We start from the raw sequence: 22,259 nt of genomic DNA on the forward strand, positions 1-22,259 counted from the left end.
GTCGGATCGCGTGTAAGGGCGGCAATGGCGGTGGCCTGTGGGCCGGTAATGGGGCGGCGATTGCGGAAGGGGCGGGAGCAGAGGGTGTCTGGTCTGGTCCGCGGCGTGGGGGCGCGGGCGGCCCCTCGTGGTGGGGCGGGTCCGGTCGTGGCTCCGCCGGAGTGGGCGGTTCGCGGCGGGTGCCGCCGTGGGGGCGTCCGTGCTGGTCAGGGCGATTGTCAGACCCTGGTGGAAGACTCACAGGCATGAGATGGGCGGTGGTGGAGACGGGTGACGGGGGTGCTCGTCTCTGCCCGCTCGGGGCGGACGGGCGAGCTGCGGGGCCGGTGGTGCGGGAGCCGTCGCTCGCGGCGGCGGTGCGGTCCCGGCCCGAGGTGGAGCGGTGGGTGTGGCGGTCCACCGCGGAGATCTACCGGCGGCTGCTGGCGGCGGGGGTGCGGGTCGAGCGCTGCTATGACGTGGAGGCCGCGGAGGCGCTGCTGATCGGCCACGAGGAGGGCCAGTCGGGCCAGCCGCGTTCGCTGGCCGCCGCCTGGGCGCGGCTGCACGGCCTGCCCGTGCCCGTGGACGCGCCGGTCCGTACCGCCGAGACCCAGCCGTCGCTGTTCGATCCGGGCCCGGTGCCGCTGCCGCCCGGCACGGACGAGCTGACCGCGCTGCTGGAGGTCTACGCGGGGCAGGTGGCGCGTGCGGAGAAGGCCGCACACCCGGACCGGATGCGGCTGCTGCTGGCCTCGGAGTCCGCGGGCATGCTGGTCGCCACGGAGATGGGGCGGGCCGGGGTGCCCTGGCGGGCGGATGTGCACCGCGAGCTGCTCGACGGGCTGCTGGGCGAGCGCTATCCGGGCGGGCTGGAGCCGCGCCGGATGGCGGAGCTGGCCGATGAGGTGTCCCGGGCGTTCGGGGCGGGTGCGCGGGTGCGCCCGGATCTGCCGAACGAGATCCTCAAGGCCTTTGCCCGTGCCGGGATTTCCCTCACGTCCACCCGCAAATGGGAGCTCCAGCAGATCGATCACCCGGCGGTGGCGCCGCTGCTGGAGTACAAGAAGCTCTACCGTCTGCACACGGCCCATGGGTGGGCCTGGCTCCAGCAGTGGGTGCACGACGGCCGGTTCCGCCCCGAGTATCTGCCCGGTGGCACGGTCTCCGGCCGCTGGACCGCCAACGGCGGCGGCGCGCTCCAGATTCCCAAGGTGATCCGGCAGGCCGTGCGCGCCGATCCGGGGTGGCGGCTGGTGGTGGCCGACGCCGACCAGATGGAGCCTCGGGTGCTGGCGGCGGTCTCGCGTGACCGGGGGCTGATGGAGGTGGCCGGCAGCGGCGAGGATCTGTACGCGGATCTGGCGGCCCGGGCGTTCGGCGGGGACCGCGCGCGGGCCAAGCTGGGGCTGCTGGGCGCCATTTACGGGCAGACGTCCGGCGACGCCCTCAAGCACATGGCCGATCTGCGCCGCCGCTATCCGGCCGCGGTGGCGTATGTGGACGAGGCGGCGCGCGCGGGGGAAGAAGGACGGCTGGTGCGCACCTGGATGGGCCGTACCTGCCCGCCCGTGTCCGTGGCGCCGCCCGACGAGGCGGGGCTGCCCCAGGAGGAGCCCACGGGGTACGGCGGCAGTTCGGCGGCCGCCCGGGCCCGTGGCCGGTTCACCCGCAACTTCGTCGTACAGGGCAGCGCCGCCGACTGGGCGTTGCTGATGCTGGCCGCGCTGCGGCACTCGCTGTGGGAGGGCGGACTCCGCGCCGAGCTGGTCTTCTTCCAGCACGACGAGGTGATCGTGCACTGCCCCGCGGAGGAGGCGGCGGCGGTTGCCGGGGCGATCTCGGCGGCGGCCGATACGGCGGGGCGGATCGCGTTCGGGGAGACTCCGGTCCGCTTCCCGTTCACCACGGCGGTGGTGGAGTGCTATGCGGAGGCGAAGTGAGGCGGGACGGGGGTGCGCGGCGGGGCGGGAGAACACCGGCGGGGCGGGCCGGGGGGCGTGGCGTGGCGGGAAAGCACCGGCAGGGCGGGGGGTGCGTGCAGAGTGAAGATCGCGAGCAGAAGGCCGCTGTCCGTCCGTCATGAACGAGGAGTGCCCGTATGAGCGCCCAGCCCGAGATGCCGCACCGGACCGCGATGGAGCAGCGGACCGCGATGGAGCACGGGACCGCGATGCGGGTGCATCCCGAACTCCGCCCGGCCTTCGAGTCGTTGCCGCAGTTCTCCGATCCGTACGAGGACATCGAGGCCACGCGCGAGGGGTTCCACGCGATGCTGGCCGCCGTTCCTGCCGACCGTACGGGCGTGGACAGCGAGCGGTTCGAGATCCTGCGGGCGGACGGCAGTGCGCTGACGGTGGAGGTCTACCGTCCGGAGGGCGGGGCAGGCAGCGGCGGGGGCGAGGACGCCGCGGCGGGACAGGATGCGCGGACAGCCGCCCACGGTGCCGGAGGCGCCTTGCCCGCCGTGCTGCACTTCCACGGTGGCGGGTACGCGCTCGGGCGGTCGCTGCCGGGGCAGGACCATGCGGCGATCGCGCTCTGCCGTGAGCTGCCGGCCGTCGTCATCACCGTCGAATACCGCCTCGCCCCGGAGCACCGCTATCCGGCCGGGGTGGAGGACTGCTATCTGGCCCTGGAGTGGGCGGCGGAGCGAGCCGGCGGGCTGGGCATCGATCCCGCGCGGATCGCCCTCGCGGGCAAGTCCGCGGGCGGCGGGCTCAGCGCCGCGGTCGCCCTGATGGCCCGGGACCGCGGCGGCCCGGCGATCGTCCACCAGTCGCTGTACGTCCCGGATCTGGACGACCGGGTCGGGGCGGACGAGACAGCGGATGCCGGAGGGGCGAATGCCGAAGGGGCGTTGAGCGCGCGGGTCTCCACCGGGCGGAGCGTCCAGAGGTCGTGGAAGCACTATCTGCCGGAGGGGATGGTCGCGGCCGATGCGTATGCTGCGGCGGCCCGCGCCACCGATCTGTCCGGGCTGCCGCCGGCCTATGTGCTGGTCTGTGACCTCGATCCGATGCGCGATGCCGGGCTGGCGTATGCCCGGCGGCTGATGGACGCCGGGGTTCCGGTCACCGTCCGCAATGTGCCCGGTGCCTGGCACGGCTTCGAGCTGTTCGCGCCGGAGACGCGGGTGGCGAAGGAGATGACGGCGCACTGGACGGGGCAGTTGCGGGCGGCGCTGTATCCGGTGGTGGGCTGAACTCCTCATCCGGTGGTGGCCTGAACCGGGCGCCGGGCCCCGTCCCGCACGGAGCGCCGGGGCTCAGTCCGCGGTACCCGGCGCTCCGGTGCTCGGGCGCTCGACGGTGGAGATCAGGCCACGGGTGATCCGCGTCATCGTCGCGACCAGCAGCTCGCGTGGCTGCTCGGGGCGCTCCAGCCACCACAGGGCGAGCCCGTAGAGCGCGCTGCGGATCGCCTCGCCGAGGGGCTCCAGCTCGGCCTCGGGGAGACCGGGCACGAACTCACGGAGCAGCGCCATGTCCGTCTCGCGCTGCCGGCGCTGGAGCTCACGGTGGAAGGCCACCACCTCGGCGTCCCCCGTGGTGTCGCGGAACATCATCCGCCAGGTGTACGGGTGGCTCTCCACATACCCGAACCAGGCGTCGTACATCGCCGTCATCCGCGTGTCCAGATCGCCCGCGCCGTGCAGGAGTTCGCGGACCGGGGCGGCGGCCAGCTCATCGCGGTGCCGCTCCAGCAGGGCGAGGTGCAGCTCCTGCTTGGAGTCGAAGTGACGGTAGAGCATCGGCTTGCTCAGGCCCGCCTCTGCGGCGATCTCCCCGATGGTCGTGCCCGCGAAGCCGCGCTCGGCGAACAGCCGGGCCGCGGTGTCCTCGATACGGGTCCGGGCCTCGGCGCGCGCGGCGCGGTTCCGGTCGATCTCGCTCATGGGGTCCCCTCCCTGCGATCTGGCTCATTTTCGATGGTGAATTCGGCTCGCCACGGCCGTTGCGATGAAGGATACTGGGTCGTGTACCGCTTGGTATGCGCAGAAGTAACTTCGAGTTGCGGGGGCTCGTCATGATCGTTTCCGTACACTTCGCCGACGTCGGCGTCCGCACCGTCCGCAGCGTGCTCCGTGAGCGCCCACGGCCGGGTGAGACCCCCGGTCTCCGGTATGCCGAGACCACGCTCACCGGTGCCATCGCGGCCGGTCCGCCCAAGGTCCGCCCCGGTCGCGCCGCGCTGCTCGCCGCGTGGGACGACGATGCCGCGCTCGACCGCTTTCTAGACGAGGCCCCGCTGGCGCGGCGGCTGGCCGGCGGCTGGCATGTGCGGTTGCGGCCGCTGCGGTTCTCCGGTTCCTGGGGCCCGATGCCGGTCGAGGTCGAGCCCGGCATCGCGCGCGACGAGGAGGACGGGCCGGTCGCCGTGATCACCCTCGGCCGGCTGCGGCTTCGCCGCGCGCTGCCGTTCCTGCGCGCCAATTCCCGGGCCGCCGGCCGGGCCGCCGACGACCCCGCGATGACCGCTTCGGTCGCCCTGGCCCGACCGCCCCGCTTCGTCGGCACGTTCTCCCTGTGGCAGAGCACCTCGGCGATGCAGCGCTACGCCTACGGCTCCGCGGAGCCCGAGCACAAGAACGTGATCACGGATCACCAGGCGAAGCCGTTCCACCATGAGGCCGGGTTCCTGCGGTGCCGCCCCTACGGCGCCCAGGGCACGCTGGACGGCCAGGAGCCGGTGTCGGCGGCCGCCATGGCCCCGCGCATACCGTGAGCCGCACCCACGGGCCGGACGGGTCCTACGGGGGTGGGTCCGTGTGCCTGTGGGGGCGGTGCGCGTGGGGTGGTGGCGGTGCCCGGGGGTAGGTCGGGTGCACCGTGCTTGTGAGCCCGAGGGGTCCTACAGCGGTGGGCCCCTCGGACCTGGGGGCGTAGTGGGCGGGGTGGGGCGTGCCCGGTCTGGGCGCCAGTCGGGCGGGGGGGGCCCGGCCCGGCCGTGCCGGGCCGGGCCGTCTGGAGTCGTGCCGTCCGGGCATGTCGTCGCCCACGCCGATCCGCCGGGCAGACCCTAAACTCGCCGGGAGATGCCGAGGCTGGCCGGCGGCAGGCGGCAGGCGGCAGGCGGCAGGCGGCAGGCGGCAGGCGGCAGGCGGCAGGCGGCAGGCGGCAGGCGAGACGATCTTCGCGCCGGACGGGCCGTGAGGGGCCGTGCTCGTGCGGGTGCTCGCCCTCTCGGAGCAGGGCTTCCCCAGGAGGAGCGGAACGCGCTTCAATCCCTGGACGGGCGAGAAGAGTTGGCGGCGGAGGGAGTCGGCCGGATGAGTGCCGGGACCGGAACGAGCGCTGGATCGGAGCGGCCTGCCGAGCACGGGGCGGGTGCGGAAGCAGGCGCGGACGGAGGTGCGGACGCGGAGGCACGCACGGGCACGAGCGGGGCCGCCAACGCAGGCATGACCCCGGAGGCACGTACCGAAGCAGGTGCGGACGCGGAGGCACGCGCGGGCACGAGCAGGGCCGCCAACGCAGGCATGGCCCCGGAGGCACGCACGGACGCGGGGGCAAGTGCGGCCGCCGACGCGGGCACCGGTGACGACTCAGGCACGTACGCCGACGCGAGGCCGGACGGGCGCGGCCGTGGGCTGGAGCGGGTCAATCCACCGCATCTCGCGCCGCCGACCGGGTTCAGTCATGGTGTGCGGGCGGCGGCCGGCACGATGGTTTTTTTGGCTGGTCAGACCGCTCTGGATGGGGCGGGGCGGATCGTTGGCGAAGGCATTGTGGAGCAGTTCGAGCGGGCGCTGCGGAATCTTCTGGATGTCGCGGCGGCGGCCGGGGCCGGGCCGGGCGACCTTGCCAAGCTCACTGTCTTCGCCGTCGATGTCGCGGACTACCGGCGGCATGCCCGGGAGATCGGCCGGGTGTGGAAGCGACTGGTCGGCGGCGAGTATCCGGCGATGGCCGTGATCGGTGCGACCCGGCTGTGGGACGAGACCGCCCTGGTGGAGATCGAAGGTATCGCCGTCGTCCGCTGAGGGCTGGGTCCCGCTGTCCCGTCCCGGTAGCTTCGAGCCTGGCCGGGCGGCTCCGAGCAGGGCCGAACGACACCGAGCCGGGGAGAACGACCCCAAGACCAGCCGGGCGACTCCGAGCCGGGGAGAACGACCCCAAGACCAGCCGAACGACACCGAGCCGGGAAGAACGGCTCCGAGACCAGCCGGGAGACTCCAAGCCGGACCGGGCAACTCCGAGCCGGGCTTTAGCGGCACCACTCCGGGCCTAGCAACACCGCTCCACTACACACCAAGGGCGCCCGTCCCGCCGGTCTTCCGGCGGGGCGGGCGCCCTTGGTGCTGTTCGTGGACGTACGCCCTGTCCTGACGCGGTGACGCGTCACCCCGTGTGGTGCGGTTCACGGCCGTTCAGTTGCGGCTGCGGGCCATTCCCACCGGGTCCTTCTTGAAGGCCCAGGTCATCTTGGGCTCCATCGCCCAGCGGAAGACCCGCTGTACGGGCGGTGTGCACAGCACCGTGACCACGGTGCCCGCGATCAGCGTCAGCACGATCGCACCCCACGGCGTGTGCATCCACGGGTTGTCGTACCAGTCCCAGAAGCGCGACCCCTTGGCGAGGAAGCCGTGCAGCAGATAGCCGTAGAGGGTGCCCGCGCCCAGCGCCGTGCACCACATCGTGCGGCCCGGAATCCAGGCGAAGAAGCAGGCCACCAGCACGAGTGAACAGCCGAACATCGCCAGCGTCATCACCGCACCGCTCCACCACGGGGCGGCGAGTTCCTGTGCGGCGTCGCGGTGGTAGAACCACGCGGCGTTCATCCGCGGGGCCGCCCAGTACGCGAAGACCAGTGCGGCCGCGAAGACCGGTACGGCCAGGATCCGCGCCTTCTTGCGGCGTACGAGCTTGAAGTGCTCCGGCCGCAGCGACAGCCCGATCACGAAGAACGGCAGGAACTGCAGCACCCGCTGGAGGTCCATGTCGTCGCCGATGTCCGGGGACAGCGACGCGAGGACGGCGATGGTCAGCGCCAGCGGGACCGGCCAGCGGACGATCTTCCACAGCGGGGTGGTCAGCCGCCAGACGAACAGCGCCAGCAGGAACCAGGTCAGGTACCAGGGGTCCGTCAGGCTTATCGGGTAACCCGGATCGTCGTCCGCCCACTTCTTGAAGAGCGTGTAGGCGACTTCGAAGAGGATGTACGGCACGGCGACGCCGGTAATGAGCCGCTGCAGCCGGTCCTTGCGCATATCGAAACTGCGCGAGAAATAGCCGGAGATGATGATGAACGCCGGCATGTGGAAGGCATAGACGGTGATGTAGAGCGCCGCCGCGGAGCGGCTGCCGTCGCGCAGCGGCTCCCAGGAGTGCCCCATCGCCACCAGCACGATGGCCAGATACTTCGCATTGTCGAAGAAGGCATCGCGCGGCTTCGCCTTGGCATCGGCCTTCGTGTCGGCCTGCGCTTCGGCCTTCGCACGGTCCTTGCCCCGGCCCCTGGCATGGGCTCTGGGCTTGGCGTGCGCGCTGCCGCCCGCGGCCGGACGGCCGGCCGTCGCCGTGCCGGAGGCGGTCTGTGCCGGGGCCATCGTCGCCGTGGCCGTGGCTCCGCCGGCATCCGACGGCGCCGGTGTGCCCGTCCGGTTCAGCGTGTCATGCGACATCTGCCGCGGCTGGGGAAGCGGCACCCGCCGTTCGCCGTATGCCGGAAATTCGTTGTTCAAGGAGCCTCCCGAAAGGATCCCAGGGGAGGAGCTGGAGCCTGGCCCGCGCCGGGCCGCAAATCGGAACCCAAAAGCCAAATCCTGCGTCTTAGTTCTTTTACGGGGAGTGTGGCGGCGTCGAACATCTCAGGCACCTTAGCCCCGCGGCGGGAATCACGTAAATCCCCGCCTGCCGCTGCCACACACGGCGCATCCGCCCTCCACAGCTCCTTCACGCACCGCGGGCGGCAGGGCGGGCCGCAGCGCGGCCCGGCACCCTCGGAGATCTGGACAATGCTGCCTGAATCTCCGTCCGTTGCCCGCTATTCAATAACACCTTCGACCCCTCTGGCCCGCACGGACCGGGCGGTCGTGTTCTTCGCCACGTCCCACGCATAGACCTCCAACGTCCGGCCGTGCGGCCCGCGGAGCCGGTGCACGGCCGCCAGCCAGCGTGAACTGAGCGCGGAAACACGCGGGTTGATCTGGTCGGCGAACCGCGCATAGCCCGCCAGTTTCCGCACATCGGGCGCGCCGAGAATACCCGTAAGGACCTGTGGCGCCAGTTCATGGACGGTTTTTACGCACATCACACAGAAGCTCTGGACCACCAGCCGGCTCCGGACATGGGCGCGATCCAGCCACCCTCGTGCCCGTAGTTCACGGAGGACCTGCGCCTCGATTCCGGGATACTTCTCGGGGGCCTTGATCTCCAGCAAAAGACGCTGCCCGTTATGGTCCAAACGGCGCAAGTAGTCGGCGAGCGTGGGCACCCGCTCCCCCTTGAAGCGCTTGCCGAACCAGCTGCCGGCGTCCAGCCGCGCGATCTCGGCGGCGGTGAAATCCCCGACCCGCCACGGCGCCCGCCCGGGAAACAGCCGGGCGGCGTCCGTCGTCCGCCGCAGCGTGGTGTCGTGCAGCACCACCAGCCGGCCGTCCTTGCTCCGCTGCACATCGTTCTCGACCCAGACGAACCCGCGGCGGTGGGCGGCGTCGACGGCGGCGAGGGTGTTCTCGGGGGCGTAACGGGAGGCGCCGCGATGGGCGATGACCCGGGTCGCCGCGGTGCCGGGGCCGGCCCGGGTCCCGCTGCGCGCGAATAAATCGGCGAACCCGTCCGGCCCGAACGCCATCGCGGAGGACGACACCGCGGCCGTCAGCAGGTAGGCGGCGCCGGCGGCGGGGATCCGCAGTGATCTCCGAAGCATGCGGCAGCCTCCTGGTCCGCTCACCCGACGGCGCCGGCCGCGTCAGGCATGCCCCCGCAAGGCCCTTCCTCCCGTCCAGGAATGCCGCCGTCTCCTCAACATGCCCGCATCCCACGCCACCCGCCACGCGAGCGGCCGCCGGGGCCGGGCCCCAGAACCCGCCCCGGCAGCAGACTTTGCGCAGGTCAAGAGGGGTGGGAAGGGAGGTGGAGCGGGTGCGCGGCGGCTTCCCTGGCGGCCCTCCATCCGTGCGGTCGGCGGCTTCCGGGGCGGTCCCGGGCGGCGATACCGGGGGCGGTCCCATACGGGCGGGCGGCGGCTCCCGGGACGCCCCCTCCGTCTCCGTACGGGCGGCGATCCGCGCAGCGCGGCCCCCGCCCCGTCCCGTACGGCAGAATCCCTGCCCGTGACGATTCGCTTATTGATCGCCGACGACCAGGAGATGGTCCGCCGGGGGATACGCCGCATCGTGGAGAGCCAGCCCGATATGGAAGTGGTCGGGGAGGCGGCGAACGGGCTGGACGCCGTGGCGATGGGGCACGCGCTGAAGCCGGATGTGGCGCTGGTGGACATCCGGATGCCGCGGATGGACGGCCTGGAGGTGACCCGCCGACTGGCCGACCCCGCGCTGGCCGATCCGGTCCGGATCGTCGTCGTGACCACCTTCGACCTCGATGAGTACGTCTATCCCGCGCTGCGCTTCGGCGCCTCGGGGTTCCTGCTCAAACGCTCGGGGCCGACGCTGCTGATCGAGGCGGTCCGGGCGGCGATGGCCGGCGACAGTCTGATCAGCCCGTCGATCACCGTGCGGCTGCTGGAGCATGTCACCGGCCCCACGGCCGGCCGCCGCCCCCGCCGTCGCGATGCGGTGCTGACCGAGCGGGAGGTGGAGATCGCCGGCAAGGTCGCCGAGGGCAAGACCAATGCCGATATCGCCCGGGAGTTGTTCATCTCCGCGGGCACCGTGAAGACCCATGTGGCGAGCATCCAGCGCAAGCTTCAGGTCCGGAACCGGGTCGGAGTGGCGGTGCGGGCCTGGGAGTTGGGCTACGCGACGGGGCGGACCCCGGGGTGAGGGGCGAGGAGGGCGGCCGGGCGGCCGGGCCCGGGGTGTCGCCGGGCGCCGCGGGTGGCGTCGCCATGACGGGCGGCGTTCCGGCGACGCGGCGCAGACGGGGCAAGGGGTGGTGCGGTGCGGCCGCGGCGGCGATGCTGCTGCCCGCCCTCGTCTCGCCGCCCGGCGCCTGGCTTCCGGCGGTCATGGCGGCACTGGCGCTGGCCGTGGCGATATCGGTGTGGCCGGTGGGCCCGGTCTCGCTCGCGCGGGCGGCCGCCGGGCTCGCGGTGCTCTCCCTCGCCGCGGACACCGTCTCTTTCGGGAAGGCCGGCCTGGCCCTCCTCTGGCTTCCGTTCGAGGCGGTCGCGCTGCTCGTCCTCCTGGAGCGGGTGGTACGGCATGTGCCGGGTCCCCGGGTGGGCCTTGTCGGCGGGCTGACCGGCGCCGCCGTGGTCCTGCTGCCGCTGCGCTTCACCCTGCACGCGCCCCAGACCGGGCTCAGGGAGTCCGTCTTCCTGGCCGCGCTGGCCTTCGTCCCGGCCGCCGGGGCGACGGGCGTCGGGCTCTATCTGCGATCGCTGGACCGGCGGCGGGCCGATGCCGTGGCGCTGGCCCGACGTGAGCAGCGTCTCGAAGTCGCCCGCGATCTGCATGACTTCGTGGCCCATGAGGTGACCGGCATCGTGCTGGAGGCCCAGGCGGCCCAGCTGGGCGAGGACGGCGGGCCCGTCGAGCACCGTGCGCTGCTGCACCGCATCGAGCAGGCCGGGCTGCGGGCGCTGGACTCCATGGACCGGACGGTGGCGACACTCCGCGAGGGGGACGGCCGTACCGAGGAGCCGCCGCCCACCCGGCCGCACGGGCTGGCCGATCTGCCCGAACTCCTGGACCGCTTCGGCTCGATGGCGGCGGCCGAGGTGACGCTCTCCCTGGAGGACGAGGTGGCCGGCGCGCTCTCACGGGAGGCCGAGGACACCGCGTACCGGGTGGTGCTGGAGGCGCTGACCAACGTACGGCGGCATGCGCCGCGGGCCGGGCGGGTCGAGGTGCGCGCCGCACGGGGCGCCGACGGGGCGGTGGAGGTCTCGGTCACGGACGGCGCGCCCGCCGGCGCCCTCCCCCGGGCTCCGCAGGAGCCGGGCGGACGCCCGGGCGGCGGTACCGGTCTGGCGGCCCTGGCCGAGCGGGTCGGCGCCGTCGGGGGCGTCCTGGAGGCTGGCCCGTACGGGCAGGGGTGGCGGGTCAGCTGCCGGCTGCCGCTGCCCGCCGGGCGCTGAACCCGGGTACAGCGGGATCGCCTTCCGTGACGCCACGTTCAAGTCCGAGACGCCCAGGGGCCGCACCGTGAACCGGGAGGGCACGGCGGACGAACCGCCGGTTGCCGCGGCGCCAACGCCCTGACCTGGCCTTTCCCTTGAGCCGACGGCTCAACTGGGGCCGCTCTCCCGTGTGTAGATCAGGTAACAGCGGTCGATGGGCGGCTGTTACACAGCTGACAGGCCACCGAGAAACGTCGCTCCTAGCTTCATTCGTGCCCCAATGATCAACACGATGGAGCGAGAGCTATGAAGCGCACGAGCACCCCCCGGCGTCACCGGACGGCCATCGCCGCGGCACTGGCCTGTGCCGCCGCCCTCGGTACGGTCGCCACCGCCGCCGGGGCGCAGGCCGCCGCGCCGCAGCACACCGTGAAGGCCGACACCCCCTACGTCATGAACCACATCGGCGAGGAGCACGCGGACAAGGGGAAGGCCGAGCGCAAGCCCGAGAGCCTGGTGCTCTCCGAGTTCACCTCGGCCGGGGACCTGCACTGGAAGCAGTGGGACAACAAGAAGGCCGTCGCCACCGGTGACGTCACCGGCATGTGGTGCCTGGACACCTGCCAGGACAAGCCGCTGAAGGCGACCATCACGCTCTCCGACCCCAAGTCCGTGCACGGCAAGAAGGTGTACTCCTCCTTCACCGTGAAGCTGGCCGGCGGCAACGGTGCGTACGATTCCGAGGACCTCAAGGGCAAGCAGCCGCTCGCCACCAGCTGACGGAGAAGGCTCCCGATGAACAAGCCCACGGCCCTGGCCACCACGTGCGCACTGGTGCTGGCGGCCGTGGGCCTCTCGGCGTGCGGCAGCCCCGAACAGCCCCAGGTCGAGGGCCCCGCCCCGAGCCCCACCCAGGCCCGGGGTCCGGTCTATGTCTCCGACACCCTGGGCCATCCGCTGACCCGCCCCACGGGTTTCGGCCTCACCGAATTCTCCTCGGTCTCCGGCTTGAGCTGGCGCTCCTGGGGAGCGGCGAAGGCCGTGGCCACCGGCAGGCTGCGCGGTATGTGGTGCATTCCGCACTGCCCCCGCAACGGCTATCCGGCCACCATCGAACTCAGCCGCCTCCAGCGTCGTGAGAACGTCTCGTACTACACCTTCGCCACCGTGCGGTCCGCCCACCTCCCGCCTCGTGACACCGATGACCTCAGCGCGGTGCGGCTGCCCCTCCCCGAGCCCTAGGGCGTGTCGTTTGGATCAAGGCGGGCTCGCGGGGTCTGGCACGCACGCTCGCCGCGTTGTCGTCCCTCGCCGACGCTCCGCGTCGACTCCCTCCTCCGCCTTGCGATCGCACGCACCAGACCCCGCTCCCGGATCCGCCCTGATCCAAAGGACACGCCCTAGGACGCCCCGATGACCGACGTGCTGCTCGTGGAGGACGACCCGCTGCTGCGGGAGGCCACCCAACTGTCCCTGGAGCGCTACGGATACGAGGTGCGGGCGGTCTCCGACGGGCAGGCCGGGCTGGCGGAGTTCCGGCACCGGGTGCCCGATGTCGCCGTGCTGGACGTCATGCTGCCGCGCCTCGACGGGGTCGCCCTGGTGCGCCTCATCCGGGCGGAGAGCCGGCTGCCGGTGCTGATGGTGTCGGCGCGCACCGACCCGGTGGATGTCGTCGTCGGTCTGGAGGCGGGTGCCGACGACTACCTCACCAAGCCGTACGACATTCCGGTGCTGGTCGCCCGCATACGCTCGGCGCTGCGGCGCGCCACGGACACCGCCCGGAGCGCGCCGCCCGAGGACGACCCGGTGCTGCGGTTCGGCGACCTGAGTGTGGACACCGCCTCCATGGAGGTCCGCCGGGAGGGCAGGCTGCTCGGCCTGCCCCCCACCGAGCGCAGGCTGGTGCTGGAGTTCGCGGCCGAGCCCGGTGTGGTGCTGTCGCGGATGACCCTGCTGGAGCGGGTGTGGGATTACGCGTGCGGTGGTGACCCCCGGGTCGTGGACGTCCATGTGAAGCGTCTCCGCGTCAAGATCGGCCACGAACGCATCGTGACCGTCCGCGGGTTCGGCTACAAGCTGGCGCCCTGACCGCCGTGGGACTCCGTACCAAGACCGCCCTGGTCATCGCCGGTACCGCCGCGCTCGTCGCCACGCTCATCGGGCTGCTGGTGCATCAGCTCACCGCCGAGGACCAGCGGAAGAACGCCGCTCATGCGCTGGACGCCCGGCTCGTCGAAGCGGTGAGCGCCTACGCCTCCGGAGTCGACAACGGTGCCCTGGTGAACCCGCGGGAGCTGCCCGCCACGCTCCGCAGGACGGTCACCGAGCGCCCCGTGCGGGCCACCTGCCTCCAGCACCCCGACGGCGCCGAGCCGGTGTTGTGGGCCGCGACCCGCAGTGGCCGTGACCTCATCGCCGTCCGGCGCTCCTACGCGCCCCAGGCCCGGGCCCTCGCCGAACTCGACCGGGTGCTGGTCGGCTCGGGTGCGGCCGTCACCGCGCTCGGCAGTGTGCTGGGCATCGTCGCGGCGGCCGGCGCGGGGCGGCGGATCACCGCGTCCGCGCGCACCGCGCAGCGGATCGCGGACGGCGATCTGACCGACCGGGTGGAGCCCCGCGGCAAGGACGAGATCGCCCGGCTGGGCGCCGCCGTCAACACCATGGCCGACGCCCTGAGCGCCCGCCTGGAGGCCGAGCGACGGGTCACCGCCGATATCGCGCATGAGCTGCGCACCCCGGTGGCCGGTCTGGTGACCGCCGTCGGACTGCTGCCGCCGGGCCGCCCGGCCGAGCTGGTCAGCGGCGGTGTGGACACCTTGCGCAGCGTGGTGGAGAACGTCCTGGAGGTGGCCCGGCTCGATGTGCCGGGCGTCGAGCGGGCGCAGTGCGAGGAAGTGCTGCCGAGTGCCCTGGCGCACCGGGCGGCCGCTCTGGCGGAGGGGGACGTCGAGGTGCTGGTGCGGGGCGAGTCGACGGTGACGACCGACCACCGCCGGGTCGAACGGATCCTGGTCAACCTGATCGCCAATGCCCGGCTGCACGGCGCCCCGCCGGTGACCCTGGAGGTGGCGGGGTCGGCGGTGCGGGTACGCGACCACGGGCCCGGTTTCCCCGCCGAGCTGCTGAGCCACGGCCCCCAGCGCTTCCGTACCGGCGCCCGCGAGCGCGGTGCCGGGGTGGGGCTGGGCCTGACCATCGTCGACGGTCAGGCGCGGGTGCTGGGCGCCCGGGTGAGCTATGAGAACCCGCCGGACGGCGGCGCCCTGGCCACGCTGGACCTCGCGCCTGACAGCTGACGGACAGGTCCCGCGTCTCCCGGCGTGCGACTGCGGGGGTGCCCGCCTGTAGGCCAAGCAGCCGTACCCGACGCCCTACCGCGGTACGGGTGCGGGGACACCGCCGGGGGGTGACGCGGGTGGGCGCGGGGCGAACTTACTGTCCCGGCATGACGAACCGACCCCCCGCCGCCGTACGGCGTCCGGACCGCTCCTCGGGCCCGCCCCGGCTGGCCGCGGCGGCCCGGCACGCCGGTCTCGCGGTGACCCTGTTCCCCGCCGGTGCCCTGGCAGTCTGCTCCACCCTCACCGGCCACCGGGAGGCCGCCCGGCGGCGGTGGCTGCGCGCCGGACCGCTGCCGCTCGGCGCCCCCGCACCGGGCGCCCTCCGGCTGGTGCTGCACGGCGCGCTGACCATACTTCTCGGCGTGCTGGCCCTGCTGCTGGCCGCCGCGCTCGCGCTGGCGATCGCCCGGGGGCTGCTGTACGGGTTCGTCGACCAGGCCCCGCACGACCATTCCTGGGGTGGCCCCTCACTGGCCGGCGCCTGGCTGGCGCACTTCGCCGTATCACTGCCCTGCGTCGCCCTCGCCCTGGTCATACTGACCGGCCTCACCCGGCTGAACCGCCATACGACGGCTCCGCTGCGCGGCGAGCGCCGCCCGGCCTGGGCGCTGCCCATCGCGGCCGTGTCCTGCGCACTCGGCCTGCTCCTCGTCATCGCCTTCGTGCACCAGCTGCCGTAGCCCCGCACACCACGAAGTCCCCCCTCCCGGCGCCGGGAGGGGGGACTTCGTCAGATGCCGTGAACGGGCTCAGCTCTGCGGGAGGTTGAAGTAGATCATCGGGTTGTGGCGGCTCTCGCGGACCGGCTCGCTGAGTTTCAGCTCCTTCTTCACCTCGGCCAGTCGCGCCGTCACCTCGGGGGCCTTCGCCACGGACGGGGTGAAGTACTCGACGTTCTGGGCGGCCAGCCACTTGATGATGACCGAGCCCTCGCTCATCGGCTTCGGGCGGCGGCCGTGGAAGACGTCGTGGACGCTGGTCGGGGTCCCGGGGCGGACCACCGGGAAGAGGTTGTCGATGTACCAGCGCGCGAAGCGGGCACCGTGGTCGGCGTCGATGAAGAGGTAGTCGGTCTCCGTCGGGACCTTGGCGATGGTGTCCCGCAGGTCGCCCTTGGTGAACGTCCAGCGGCCCTCGGAGAGTTCGGCCGGCACGTTCTTCACGACGTTGTCGACGATGTCGAAGGAGTACAGGTGGCCCGTGCCGTTGTCCCGCAGCGCGCTCAGGATCCAGGTGGTGGACCAGCCGCGGAAGGTGCCCACCTCCACGACGACCTCGGGCGCCAGGTCCCGCAGGAGCAGGTAGGTGATCTCCGCCTCGTAGTCGTCGAGCTGGGCCTTCACCGTCTCCTTGTTGTCCTGGAGGAACTTCCGCTGCTGGTCGCGCACCGCCCTCAAGTCGTCCGCGTACTTCACGTAAAGCGTGCTTATGGATTCGAGCGTGAGGGTGGACATCAATCCTCCGGAGGGGAGACGAGTGCGGGTGGTGCTGACGTACGGACAGAAGGGCTTCGACGGGCCGACGCGGTGGCGAACTACCTTCTCATATCTCGTTATTGTTCAGTTATTGCTTCGGTGTGCGCGGGTGGCGTCCCGGTCCCGGAAGGCCGTTCCGAGCACGACGAGGACCACCGCGAACACCGGAATCCATCCGCACCGCGCCGCGAGCCAGCCCGCGGAATCCGGGCTGGTGTGCAGACCGGGGAAGGTGTGCCCGAGGCCCAGCGAGATGACGGTGGTGGTGAGCATCGCGGTCTGGTGCCAGAGGAAGACGGTGATCGCCGAGAGGTTGAGCAGCGCCACCGCCGCCCAGAGGAACTGCGCCGGGGTCGCGCGGGTCCGGGGCGTGGCGGTGGCGGCCGGAGCGGTCACCGCGCTGCGCAGGGGGGCGCGCAGCAGCAGGGCCGCGCCCGCCTGCGCCAGGCCGAAGGCGACCGCCGCGACGGTGGGCGGGTTGAGGTTGGAGAGGGCGGAGCCCGGGACGCCGACCATGCTCGCGGGATAGCCGCCCCAGACGATCAGCGCCGCCAGGGCACCGCCCCCGCCGAGCAGCAGCGCCACCGCGCTCCGGCGGCGGGCGAACCCGCCGGCCGCCCAGACCGCGCCCAGGCAGTACGGGACCAGCCAGCCCGCCGGGAGGTTCAGCAGGCGCAGGGCGTCGGCCCAGCCGCTGTCCGGGAACGCCATGTGCGAGCCGTCCAGCGCGGCCACGACGAGGCAGGCCGCCACCGCGAGGCGGGCACCTGCCCGGTGCACCAGCGGAGTTGCCGCGATCAGCAGCGCGTAGACGCCGAGGAACCAGAGGGGGGAGTACGCCAGCCACATCAGCGTGTGGATCGTCTCGTGCGCGGTGCCGGCCAGCACCAGGCCCAGCCAGACGAGTCCCCAGGTGAGGGCGAACGCCGTCGCCGGGCGGAGCAGACTCGCCAGCCGCTGCCGCAGCCAGGTCCGGTAGGCGGTCCCGCGGGCCAGCGCCGCCTCATAGCTGCGGGCGCTGACCCGGCCGCCCACCAGGAAGAACACGGCCAGCGGCTGCAATAACCAGGTCACCGGGGCGAGTCCGGGCCGATCGCCCAGCGGGCTGCCCCCGACCAGGTGGCCGCCGGCCTGGAGGACGACACCGCTCACCAGCCAGTGGCCCAGGACCACCCCCGTGATCGCCAGCGCGCGCAGCACATCCGCTGCCCGGTCCCGTCCGGCCGGGGTCGCCGCGTCGATGCGCAGCACCGCCGCGTGCAGGGCCTGCCAGGGGGTGCGCCGCGGGGGAAGGGGGCGCAGGGGGGCCGTGGGCAGTGGGGGCTTTTGGGCCGGTGCCGGTGGGCGCAGTTCCAGATCAGTCATCGGAGACCTCCGTGCCCCGGCCGAGCGCGATCAGGGATATGTTGCGCAGCGGGAGTCCGCCGGGGCGGAGGTAGTCGCTGTGGCTGCCGGGGCCCGCGGGAAAGATCCGCGCTCCGAACGCGTCGGTGACCGGGTCGGTGCCGAACCCGACCTGTTCGCCCAGCAGATCGAGGCTGACGTGGGGCACGCCTTCGATCCAGTCGGTGGCTCCCCGGCCCGCCCAGACCGGGACCCGGGTGCGCAGTTCGGCCCGGGAGCGCACGCCCGTCCCCGGGCTGCCGAAGAGCACCACGTCCGCGAGGGAGGACTCGGCCGGGGCGTCCATACGGCGCAGGGCGGTCGCGCACACCACGGATCCGTAGGAGTGGCAGAGCAGGGTCACGGGGGCCGCGGCATTCACCGTCCGCAGGTCCCCGAGCAGTCCGGCCAGCCGGCGTCCGCCGTCCAGGGCGCGGTCGGTGGACACGATGTCCCGACTCATGGTGCGGGGCGCCGGGTAGCCGTACCAGGCCACCACCGCGGTCTTCCGCCGCGGCTGGAGCTTGGTCATCTCGGCGTGCAGCGCGCGGGCGCCGCCGTTCAGCGAGGCGTAGACGGTGCCCAGTTGGTCAAAGGTGTCGACGGTGGTGTCCGAACCGGGCACCACGACCGCGATCCGGTCGGCGTGGGCGAGGTCGCCGAGCACCTCCACGACCTGACCGTCGCCCCGCGGGCTGAACGAGAGGAAGTGGCGGTCCTTCCGCGCGAGTTGGCCGAGGACCTTCGCCCGGCCGTCGTCGCCCATGTCGCGGGCCGCGCGTTGTGACGCGGCGATGAAGCGGTGGTTGGCCGCGTACCGCGCCGCCAGGTTGTCCGCCCGGACGGCGGGGAGTTCGGGCCGCACCGGCGTGCCCGGCACGGTGGACCGTGCCGCGGCGGCGACCGTCACCACGATGGAGCATGCGGTGAGGGCCATCGCCAGCCCACGCCTGAGACGTGCAGCGCGCATCGCCGGCCGTCCTTCCTGTCCGTTCGGGGAACTGGAAGAGGAGGTTAATGACAGGACCGGCGGGAGGAATCACGCTGAGGAACGCTCTTCGCGGTAGCTCTCAGGTAGGGGGTCGACTACCCGGTGCGGGCCGGGGGCCGCCCCGGCCAGGGCACGGACGGGCCCGGCGAGCGGGCCCCGGGCCCCCTGCCCCGCTGTCACACCCAGTCCTGGTTGCCCAGGGGATACGCGGATACGGCCTGGTGCGGGACGCGGACGGTATCGGGGAACTCTAAGGTGGCGCAGGCGATAAGGGCCGGTGCGAGCACGAGAATGACACGCTGGGTAGTGGCGCCAAGTATCGCAGTCATGATTCCCCCTAGTGAATACGTGCACGAACGGTGGTCGACCGTCGATGCCATGAGGCATAAATTTATCCGGAGACGGCTTCACATCGTTATTGGCCGACTTTCCCGGGTCGGCCGGGAGGAAGCCGTGGGCCTTCAGTCCGACAGGACGGGGCTGCGTGCGGGTGTCGGTACGGTGAACTCCGGTGCAACGAGGCCCAATTCGGAAATTGATCGACCGATGCGGCTTTTGTCAAACGGTTTTGATTGGCCGTCAGTGCCATGCGACTGTCTGCCACCCTCCGGCCGGATCACCCCGCCCGGCACCCGCAGGACACCCTCCCCTCCTCGACGGTGCTCCGCAACGGCGGTTCCCGGCCAGCACCCCGCCGCTGCGATGCCCCGTTCGGCAACAAAAATCACGGCGCGAAAGCCCGCAAAAGTGGTGGAGTAGACCTCTGGCCAGGCCTTCGGCAGGAGCCACGCTCAGTGATCGCGTTACGATCCCTATAGTGGCTGGATCACGGGCCTAGCGGTCGTGCTACACGGGGGGTAACACAGCCATGCCAGAAGACCGTTCCATACCTCGCGCCGTCAAATACTCCGTACTCCGACCGCTATTGGTCATCACCGACAGTGGCCGGATCGTAGGGGTCCACGGTCCCCGGCAGCGCACCATTCTCACCATGCTGATCCTCGCCTGGGGTCGTGTCGTATCGGTCGACAGCCTGGTCGACGCGGTATGGGGAGATGAGCCTCCGGCCACGGCCAGGACACAGGTGGCAATTTGCATCGGGGCGCTGCGCAAGTCCTTCAAACAGGCGGGCGTCGACGGCGATGTCATTCTGACGACCCATCCCGGCTATCGGCTGGAGACCGCCGGGAGCGAACTCGACGCCCTCCAGTTCACCTCCCTCGTCGCCGAGGCCGCCGCGCAGGTCAAGCAGGGCCGCCACGAACAGGGCCGGGTCCTCTACCGGCAGGCCCTCGACCTGTGGAAGGGGCCGGCGCTCGCGGGAGTGACGGGGCGGCCGGTCGAGGACGAGGCGACCCGGCTCGACGAGCGGCGCTACGCGGCCTATGAGGCCTGGTCCGAGGTCGAACTCGCCCTGGGCCACCACCAGGACATCATCTCCGAGCTGACCACGATCGCGAACAGTTCCCCGCTGCACGAACAGCTCCGGTACAACCTCATGCTCGCCCAGTACCGCGCCGGACTCCGGGCCGAGGCGACCGAGGGTTTCCGGATGTGGCGGCGCAACTTCGTCGATGAACTGGGCCTCGAACCGAGCGTGGCAATAAAGGAATTGCACGCGTCCATTCTTCAGGACGACCCGGGACTGACGCTTCCGGTGCAAGTCAAGCCCATGGTGGTGCCCGCGCAGCTGCCGCCGGACGTCGATCTTTTCCAGGGCCGGGCGGCGGAACTCGCGCGGCTCGACCGGCTGCTCGGGGAGAAATCCCCGCGTATCGGCCTGATCACCGGAGTGGCCGGAGTCGGCAAGACCGGCCTCATCGTGCACTGGGCCCATAAGGTCGCCGCGGAATTCCCGGACGGTCAGCTGTACGCCGATCTGGCGCAGTACGACGGCAAGGAGCCGGCCTTCGTCGCGGCCGCCCTTCAGGGGCGTTTCCTGCGGGCGCTCGGTGTGCCCGGGGATCAGATACCGTCCGATCCCGCCGAGCTCGCCTCGCTCTACCGCAGTGTGCTCGCCGACCGGAAGTCGCTCATCGTGCTTGACAACGTTCGCGCGATGCACCAGATCACACCGCTCCTGCCGGGCAGCGGCCGCAGCAGTGTCCTCGCGGCCAGCCGGGAACAGCTCGCGGCCGATTCCGGCACGGTCCGGGTCGATCTGGGGCTGATGACCTCCCACGAGTCCCAGACCCTGATCACCAAGATCGCCGGTGCGGACCGGGCCACCGCGGAGCGGGCCGCGGTCAACGAGCTCTGCCGGCTGTGCGACGGGCTTCCGCTCGCCCTGCGGATCGCCGCCGCCCGTCTGGTCGCCAAGCAGCACTGGTCCGTACAGCACCTGGTGGACCGGCTCCGCGACGAGCACCGCCGGCTCGACGAACTCAGCACCGGCGGCCTGGAGGTGCGCGCCAGCTTCGCCCTCAGCTACCGCGGCCTGACCGAACAGACGGCGCGGATGTACCGCCTGCTCGGTCTGCTCGACGTACCGGACTTCCCGGCGTGGGTGGGCGGCGCGCTGCTCGATGTCTCACCGGCCGACGCCGAGGACATGATCGAGCGGCTGGTGGACGCCCATCTGCTCACCCCGATCGGCAGCGACGCCACCGGCACCATGCGCTACCGCTTCCACGATCTGCTGCGGCTGTACGCACGGGAGCGGGCCGAGTCCGACGAGTCCGAGGACAAGCGCCGCGCCGCGCTGCACCGGGTCTTCCGTACCTATCTCACGCTGGCGGAGCAGGGCCATATCCGGGAGTACGGCGGCGATTTCGCGATCATCCACGGGTCGACGCCGCGCCGGCACCTCGATGCCCCGCTCGTCGCCAGGCTCCTCAGGTCGCCGCTCGACTGGTTCGAGGCCGAGCGCCCGTCCCTGGTCGCCTCGATCCTCCAGTCCTGCACGCTCCGGATGGAGGAGCTCGCCTGGGACCTGGCGATGTCCAGCGTGGTGCTCTTCGAGACGCGCAACTACTACGACGACTGGCGGGCGGTCAGCGAGAAGGCGCTGGAGGCGAACCGGAACGCGGGCAACGTCCGCGGTGAGGCGGCGATGTGCTACGAACTCGCCTCCGTGGAGATGTTCCAGCAGCGCTTCGACGCCGCCATGCCGCTCTTCAACCGGGCCTACCAGCTCTTCGACAGCGTGCGGGAGGTGCACGGGCGCGCACTGACGCTGCGCAACATGGCGATCACCGACCGGGTGCAGGGCGGGCTCCGGTCGGCCATGAGCCGGCTGGACGAGGCACGCAACACCTTCCGGGTGGTGGGCGACGCGTCCGCCGAGGCACACACCCTCAACCAGATGTCCCAGATCGAACTGGAGTGGGGGAACCCGGACGCCGCGGTACGGCTCTCGCTGGAGGCCGTGCGGATCGCCACCGCACTGGGCGAGACCCGCGGCGCCGCCCAGGCGCTCAACCGGCTGGCCGCCGCCTATGTGAAGCAGCGCCGTTTCGAGGCCGCCAAGCAGTCGTACGACGGGGTGCTGCGGATCGTGCGCAGCAAGGGCGACACCCGCGGTGAGGCGTATGCGCTGATGGGTCTCGGGGAGACCCTGGTGGCCTGGGGCCAGTACGTCGAGGCGGAGAGCATTCTGGCGGACGCCCTGGAGATCGCGGAGCGGGTCGACGACCTCTTCCTCCTCGCCAAGGTCCATCTGGCGCTCGGCGCGTGCAGCCAGCAGCTGAACCAGCTCACCCGGGCGAGCCAGCATCTGCTGATCGCGCGCAACACCTTCCACGAGATCGGTTCCGTGTGGGGGGAGTTGCAGGCGAGCGCGGACATCAGCCGGCTGTCGGCGGAGACCTGTGGGGGGCGGACGCTGCCCGGGCGGTGACCCGGGGGGCGGCGGGGGGTGCCGTGCCGATAACGCGCGGAAAACGGTGCGGGGTAGCG

Annotated in this window: 18 protein-coding genes; 12 read left to right on the forward strand and 6 right to left on the reverse strand. The window is 72.0% G+C overall.

Annotated features, from left to right (window positions below; genetic code table 11):
- The first annotated feature begins 245 nt into the window (after positions 1–245).
- Positions 246–1,922, forward strand: a complete 1,677-nt coding sequence (locus TU31_RS05980) for a bifunctional 3'-5' exonuclease/DNA polymerase (protein WP_042150411.1) — start codon at positions 246–248, stop codon at positions 1,920–1,922.
- A 158-nt stretch (positions 1,923–2,080) separates the two neighbouring features.
- Positions 2,081–3,184, forward strand: coding sequence for an alpha/beta hydrolase (locus TU31_RS05985; protein WP_078885575.1), 1,104 nt, complete (start codon positions 2,081–2,083; stop codon positions 3,182–3,184).
- Positions 3,185–3,247: 63 nt separating this feature from the next.
- Here the strand turns inward: TU31_RS05985 and TU31_RS05990 are convergent, their stop codons facing one another.
- Positions 3,248–3,877, reverse strand: coding sequence for a TetR/AcrR family transcriptional regulator (locus TU31_RS05990; protein ID WP_042150413.1), 630 nt, complete (start codon positions 3,875–3,877; stop codon positions 3,248–3,250).
- Positions 3,878–4,008: 131 nt separating this feature from the next.
- Between TU31_RS05990 and TU31_RS05995 the strand changes: the two genes are divergently transcribed.
- Both TU31_RS05995 and TU31_RS06000 read left to right on the forward strand, forming a co-directional pair.
- Positions 4,009–4,707, forward strand: coding sequence for a hypothetical protein (locus tag TU31_RS05995; protein WP_042151697.1), 699 nt, complete (start codon positions 4,009–4,011; stop codon positions 4,705–4,707).
- An 865-nt stretch (positions 4,708–5,572) separates the two neighbouring features.
- Positions 5,573–5,965, forward strand: a complete 393-nt coding sequence (locus tag TU31_RS06000; RefSeq protein WP_042151700.1) for a RidA family protein — start codon at positions 5,573–5,575, stop codon at positions 5,963–5,965.
- Positions 5,966–6,352: 387 nt separating this feature from the next.
- Here the strand turns inward: TU31_RS06000 and TU31_RS06005 are convergent, their stop codons facing one another.
- Positions 6,353–7,531, reverse strand: a complete 1,179-nt coding sequence (locus tag TU31_RS06005) for an acyltransferase family protein (protein ID WP_370682711.1) — start codon at positions 7,529–7,531, stop codon at positions 6,353–6,355.
- Between the two features lie 437 nt (positions 7,532–7,968).
- Entirely contained in the window at positions 7,969–8,853 is an 885-nt protein-coding gene (locus TU31_RS06010) for a glycerophosphodiester phosphodiesterase (RefSeq protein ID WP_042150416.1), read from the reverse strand.
- A 406-nt stretch (positions 8,854–9,259) separates the two neighbouring features.
- Between TU31_RS06010 and TU31_RS06015 the strand changes: the two genes are divergently transcribed.
- The 7 genes from TU31_RS06015 (at position 9,260) to TU31_RS35800 (ending at position 15,193) form a co-directional block, all read left to right on the forward strand.
- Complete coding sequence (locus TU31_RS06015) at positions 9,260–9,928, forward strand: response regulator (RefSeq protein WP_042150419.1); 669 nt, start codon at positions 9,260–9,262, stop codon at positions 9,926–9,928.
- Positions 9,925–11,187 carry a sensor histidine kinase gene (locus TU31_RS06020; protein WP_245698433.1) on the forward strand — a complete coding sequence of 421 codons (1,263 nt, stop codon included), beginning with the start codon at positions 9,925–9,927 and terminating at the stop codon, positions 11,185–11,187. Before TU31_RS06015 ends, TU31_RS06020 begins: the two co-directional genes overlap by 4 nt.
- A gap of 288 nt (positions 11,188–11,475) precedes the next feature.
- Positions 11,476–11,949: a hypothetical protein gene (locus TU31_RS06025; protein WP_052718828.1), complete on the forward strand. Its 474-nt coding sequence runs from the start codon at positions 11,476–11,478 to the stop codon at positions 11,947–11,949.
- A 15-nt stretch (positions 11,950–11,964) separates the two neighbouring features.
- Positions 11,965–12,411, forward strand: a complete 447-nt coding sequence (locus TU31_RS06030; protein ID WP_042150422.1) for a hypothetical protein — start codon at positions 11,965–11,967, stop codon at positions 12,409–12,411.
- Positions 12,412–12,582: 171 nt separating this feature from the next.
- Entirely contained in the window at positions 12,583–13,260 is a 678-nt protein-coding gene (locus TU31_RS06035; RefSeq protein WP_042150424.1) for a response regulator transcription factor, read from the forward strand.
- Between the two features lie 5 nt (positions 13,261–13,265).
- The gene (locus TU31_RS06040; RefSeq protein ID WP_042150426.1) at positions 13,266–14,468 is read left to right on the forward strand and encodes an ATP-binding protein; all 1,203 of its coding nucleotides are present in this window, start codon (positions 13,266–13,268) and stop codon (positions 14,466–14,468) included.
- A 149-nt stretch (positions 14,469–14,617) separates the two neighbouring features.
- Positions 14,618–15,193, forward strand: a complete 576-nt coding sequence (locus TU31_RS35800) for a hypothetical protein (protein ID WP_052718829.1) — start codon at positions 14,618–14,620, stop codon at positions 15,191–15,193.
- Between the two features lie 69 nt (positions 15,194–15,262).
- On the opposite strand, the gene TU31_RS06050 is transcribed toward TU31_RS35800, so the two are convergent.
- The 3 genes from TU31_RS06050 to TU31_RS06060 all read right to left on the reverse strand — a co-directional run bounded on the left by TU31_RS06050 (position 15,263) and on the right by TU31_RS06060 (position 18,341).
- Complete coding sequence (locus tag TU31_RS06050) at positions 15,263–15,967, reverse strand: class I SAM-dependent methyltransferase (RefSeq protein ID WP_042150429.1); 705 nt, start codon at positions 15,965–15,967, stop codon at positions 15,263–15,265.
- A gap of 105 nt (positions 15,968–16,072) precedes the next feature.
- Complete coding sequence (locus TU31_RS06055; protein ID WP_042150431.1) at positions 16,073–17,353, reverse strand: acyltransferase family protein; 1,281 nt, start codon at positions 17,351–17,353, stop codon at positions 16,073–16,075.
- The gene (locus tag TU31_RS06060; RefSeq protein ID WP_042150434.1) at positions 17,346–18,341 is read right to left on the reverse strand and encodes an alpha/beta hydrolase; all 996 of its coding nucleotides are present in this window, start codon (positions 18,339–18,341) and stop codon (positions 17,346–17,348) included. Before TU31_RS06060 ends, TU31_RS06055 begins: the two co-directional genes overlap by 8 nt.
- Before the next feature lie 889 nt (positions 18,342–19,230).
- On the opposite strand from TU31_RS06060, the gene TU31_RS06065 reads away from it, so the two are divergent.
- Complete coding sequence (locus TU31_RS06065; RefSeq protein ID WP_275451770.1) at positions 19,231–22,200, forward strand: AfsR/SARP family transcriptional regulator; 2,970 nt, start codon at positions 19,231–19,233, stop codon at positions 22,198–22,200.
- The last annotated feature ends 59 nt before the right edge of the window (positions 22,201–22,259 follow it).

This window comes from Streptomyces lydicamycinicus (assembly GCF_000829715.2).
GTDB lineage: Bacteria > Actinomycetota > Actinomycetes > Streptomycetales > Streptomycetaceae > Streptomyces > Streptomyces lydicamycinicus.

Bases quoted from the DNA above. Each gene is read 5' to 3' on its own strand.
- TU31_RS05980 (WP_042150411.1), top strand. From the start codon at position 246: ATGAGATGGGCGGTGGTGGAGACGGGTGACGGGGGTGCTCGTCTCTGC.
- TU31_RS05985 (WP_078885575.1), top strand. From the start codon at position 2,081: ATGAGCGCCCAGCCCGAGATGCCGCACCGGACCGCGATGGAGCAGCGG.
- TU31_RS05990 (WP_042150413.1), bottom strand. From the start codon at position 3,877: ATGAGCGAGATCGACCGGAACCGCGCCGCGCGCGCCGAGGCCCGGACC.
- TU31_RS05995 (WP_042151697.1), top strand. From the start codon at position 4,009: ATGATCGTTTCCGTACACTTCGCCGACGTCGGCGTCCGCACCGTCCGC.
- TU31_RS06005 (WP_370682711.1), bottom strand. From the start codon at position 7,531: ATGGCCCCGGCACAGACCGCCTCCGGCACGGCGACGGCCGGCCGTCCG.
- TU31_RS06010 (WP_042150416.1), bottom strand. From the start codon at position 8,853: ATGCTTCGGAGATCACTGCGGATCCCCGCCGCCGGCGCCGCCTACCTG.
- TU31_RS06025 (WP_052718828.1), top strand. From the start codon at position 11,476: ATGAAGCGCACGAGCACCCCCCGGCGTCACCGGACGGCCATCGCCGCG.
- TU31_RS06030 (WP_042150422.1), top strand. From the start codon at position 11,965: ATGAACAAGCCCACGGCCCTGGCCACCACGTGCGCACTGGTGCTGGCG.
- TU31_RS06035 (WP_042150424.1), top strand. From the start codon at position 12,583: ATGACCGACGTGCTGCTCGTGGAGGACGACCCGCTGCTGCGGGAGGCC.
- TU31_RS35800 (WP_052718829.1), top strand. From the start codon at position 14,618: ATGACGAACCGACCCCCCGCCGCCGTACGGCGTCCGGACCGCTCCTCG.
- TU31_RS06050 (WP_042150429.1), bottom strand. From the start codon at position 15,967: ATGTCCACCCTCACGCTCGAATCCATAAGCACGCTTTACGTGAAGTAC.
- TU31_RS06055 (WP_042150431.1), bottom strand. From the start codon at position 17,353: ATGACTGATCTGGAACTGCGCCCACCGGCACCGGCCCAAAAGCCCCCA.
- TU31_RS06060 (WP_042150434.1), bottom strand. From the start codon at position 18,341: ATGCGCGCTGCACGTCTCAGGCGTGGGCTGGCGATGGCCCTCACCGCA.
- TU31_RS06065 (WP_275451770.1), top strand. From the start codon at position 19,231: ATGCCAGAAGACCGTTCCATACCTCGCGCCGTCAAATACTCCGTACTC.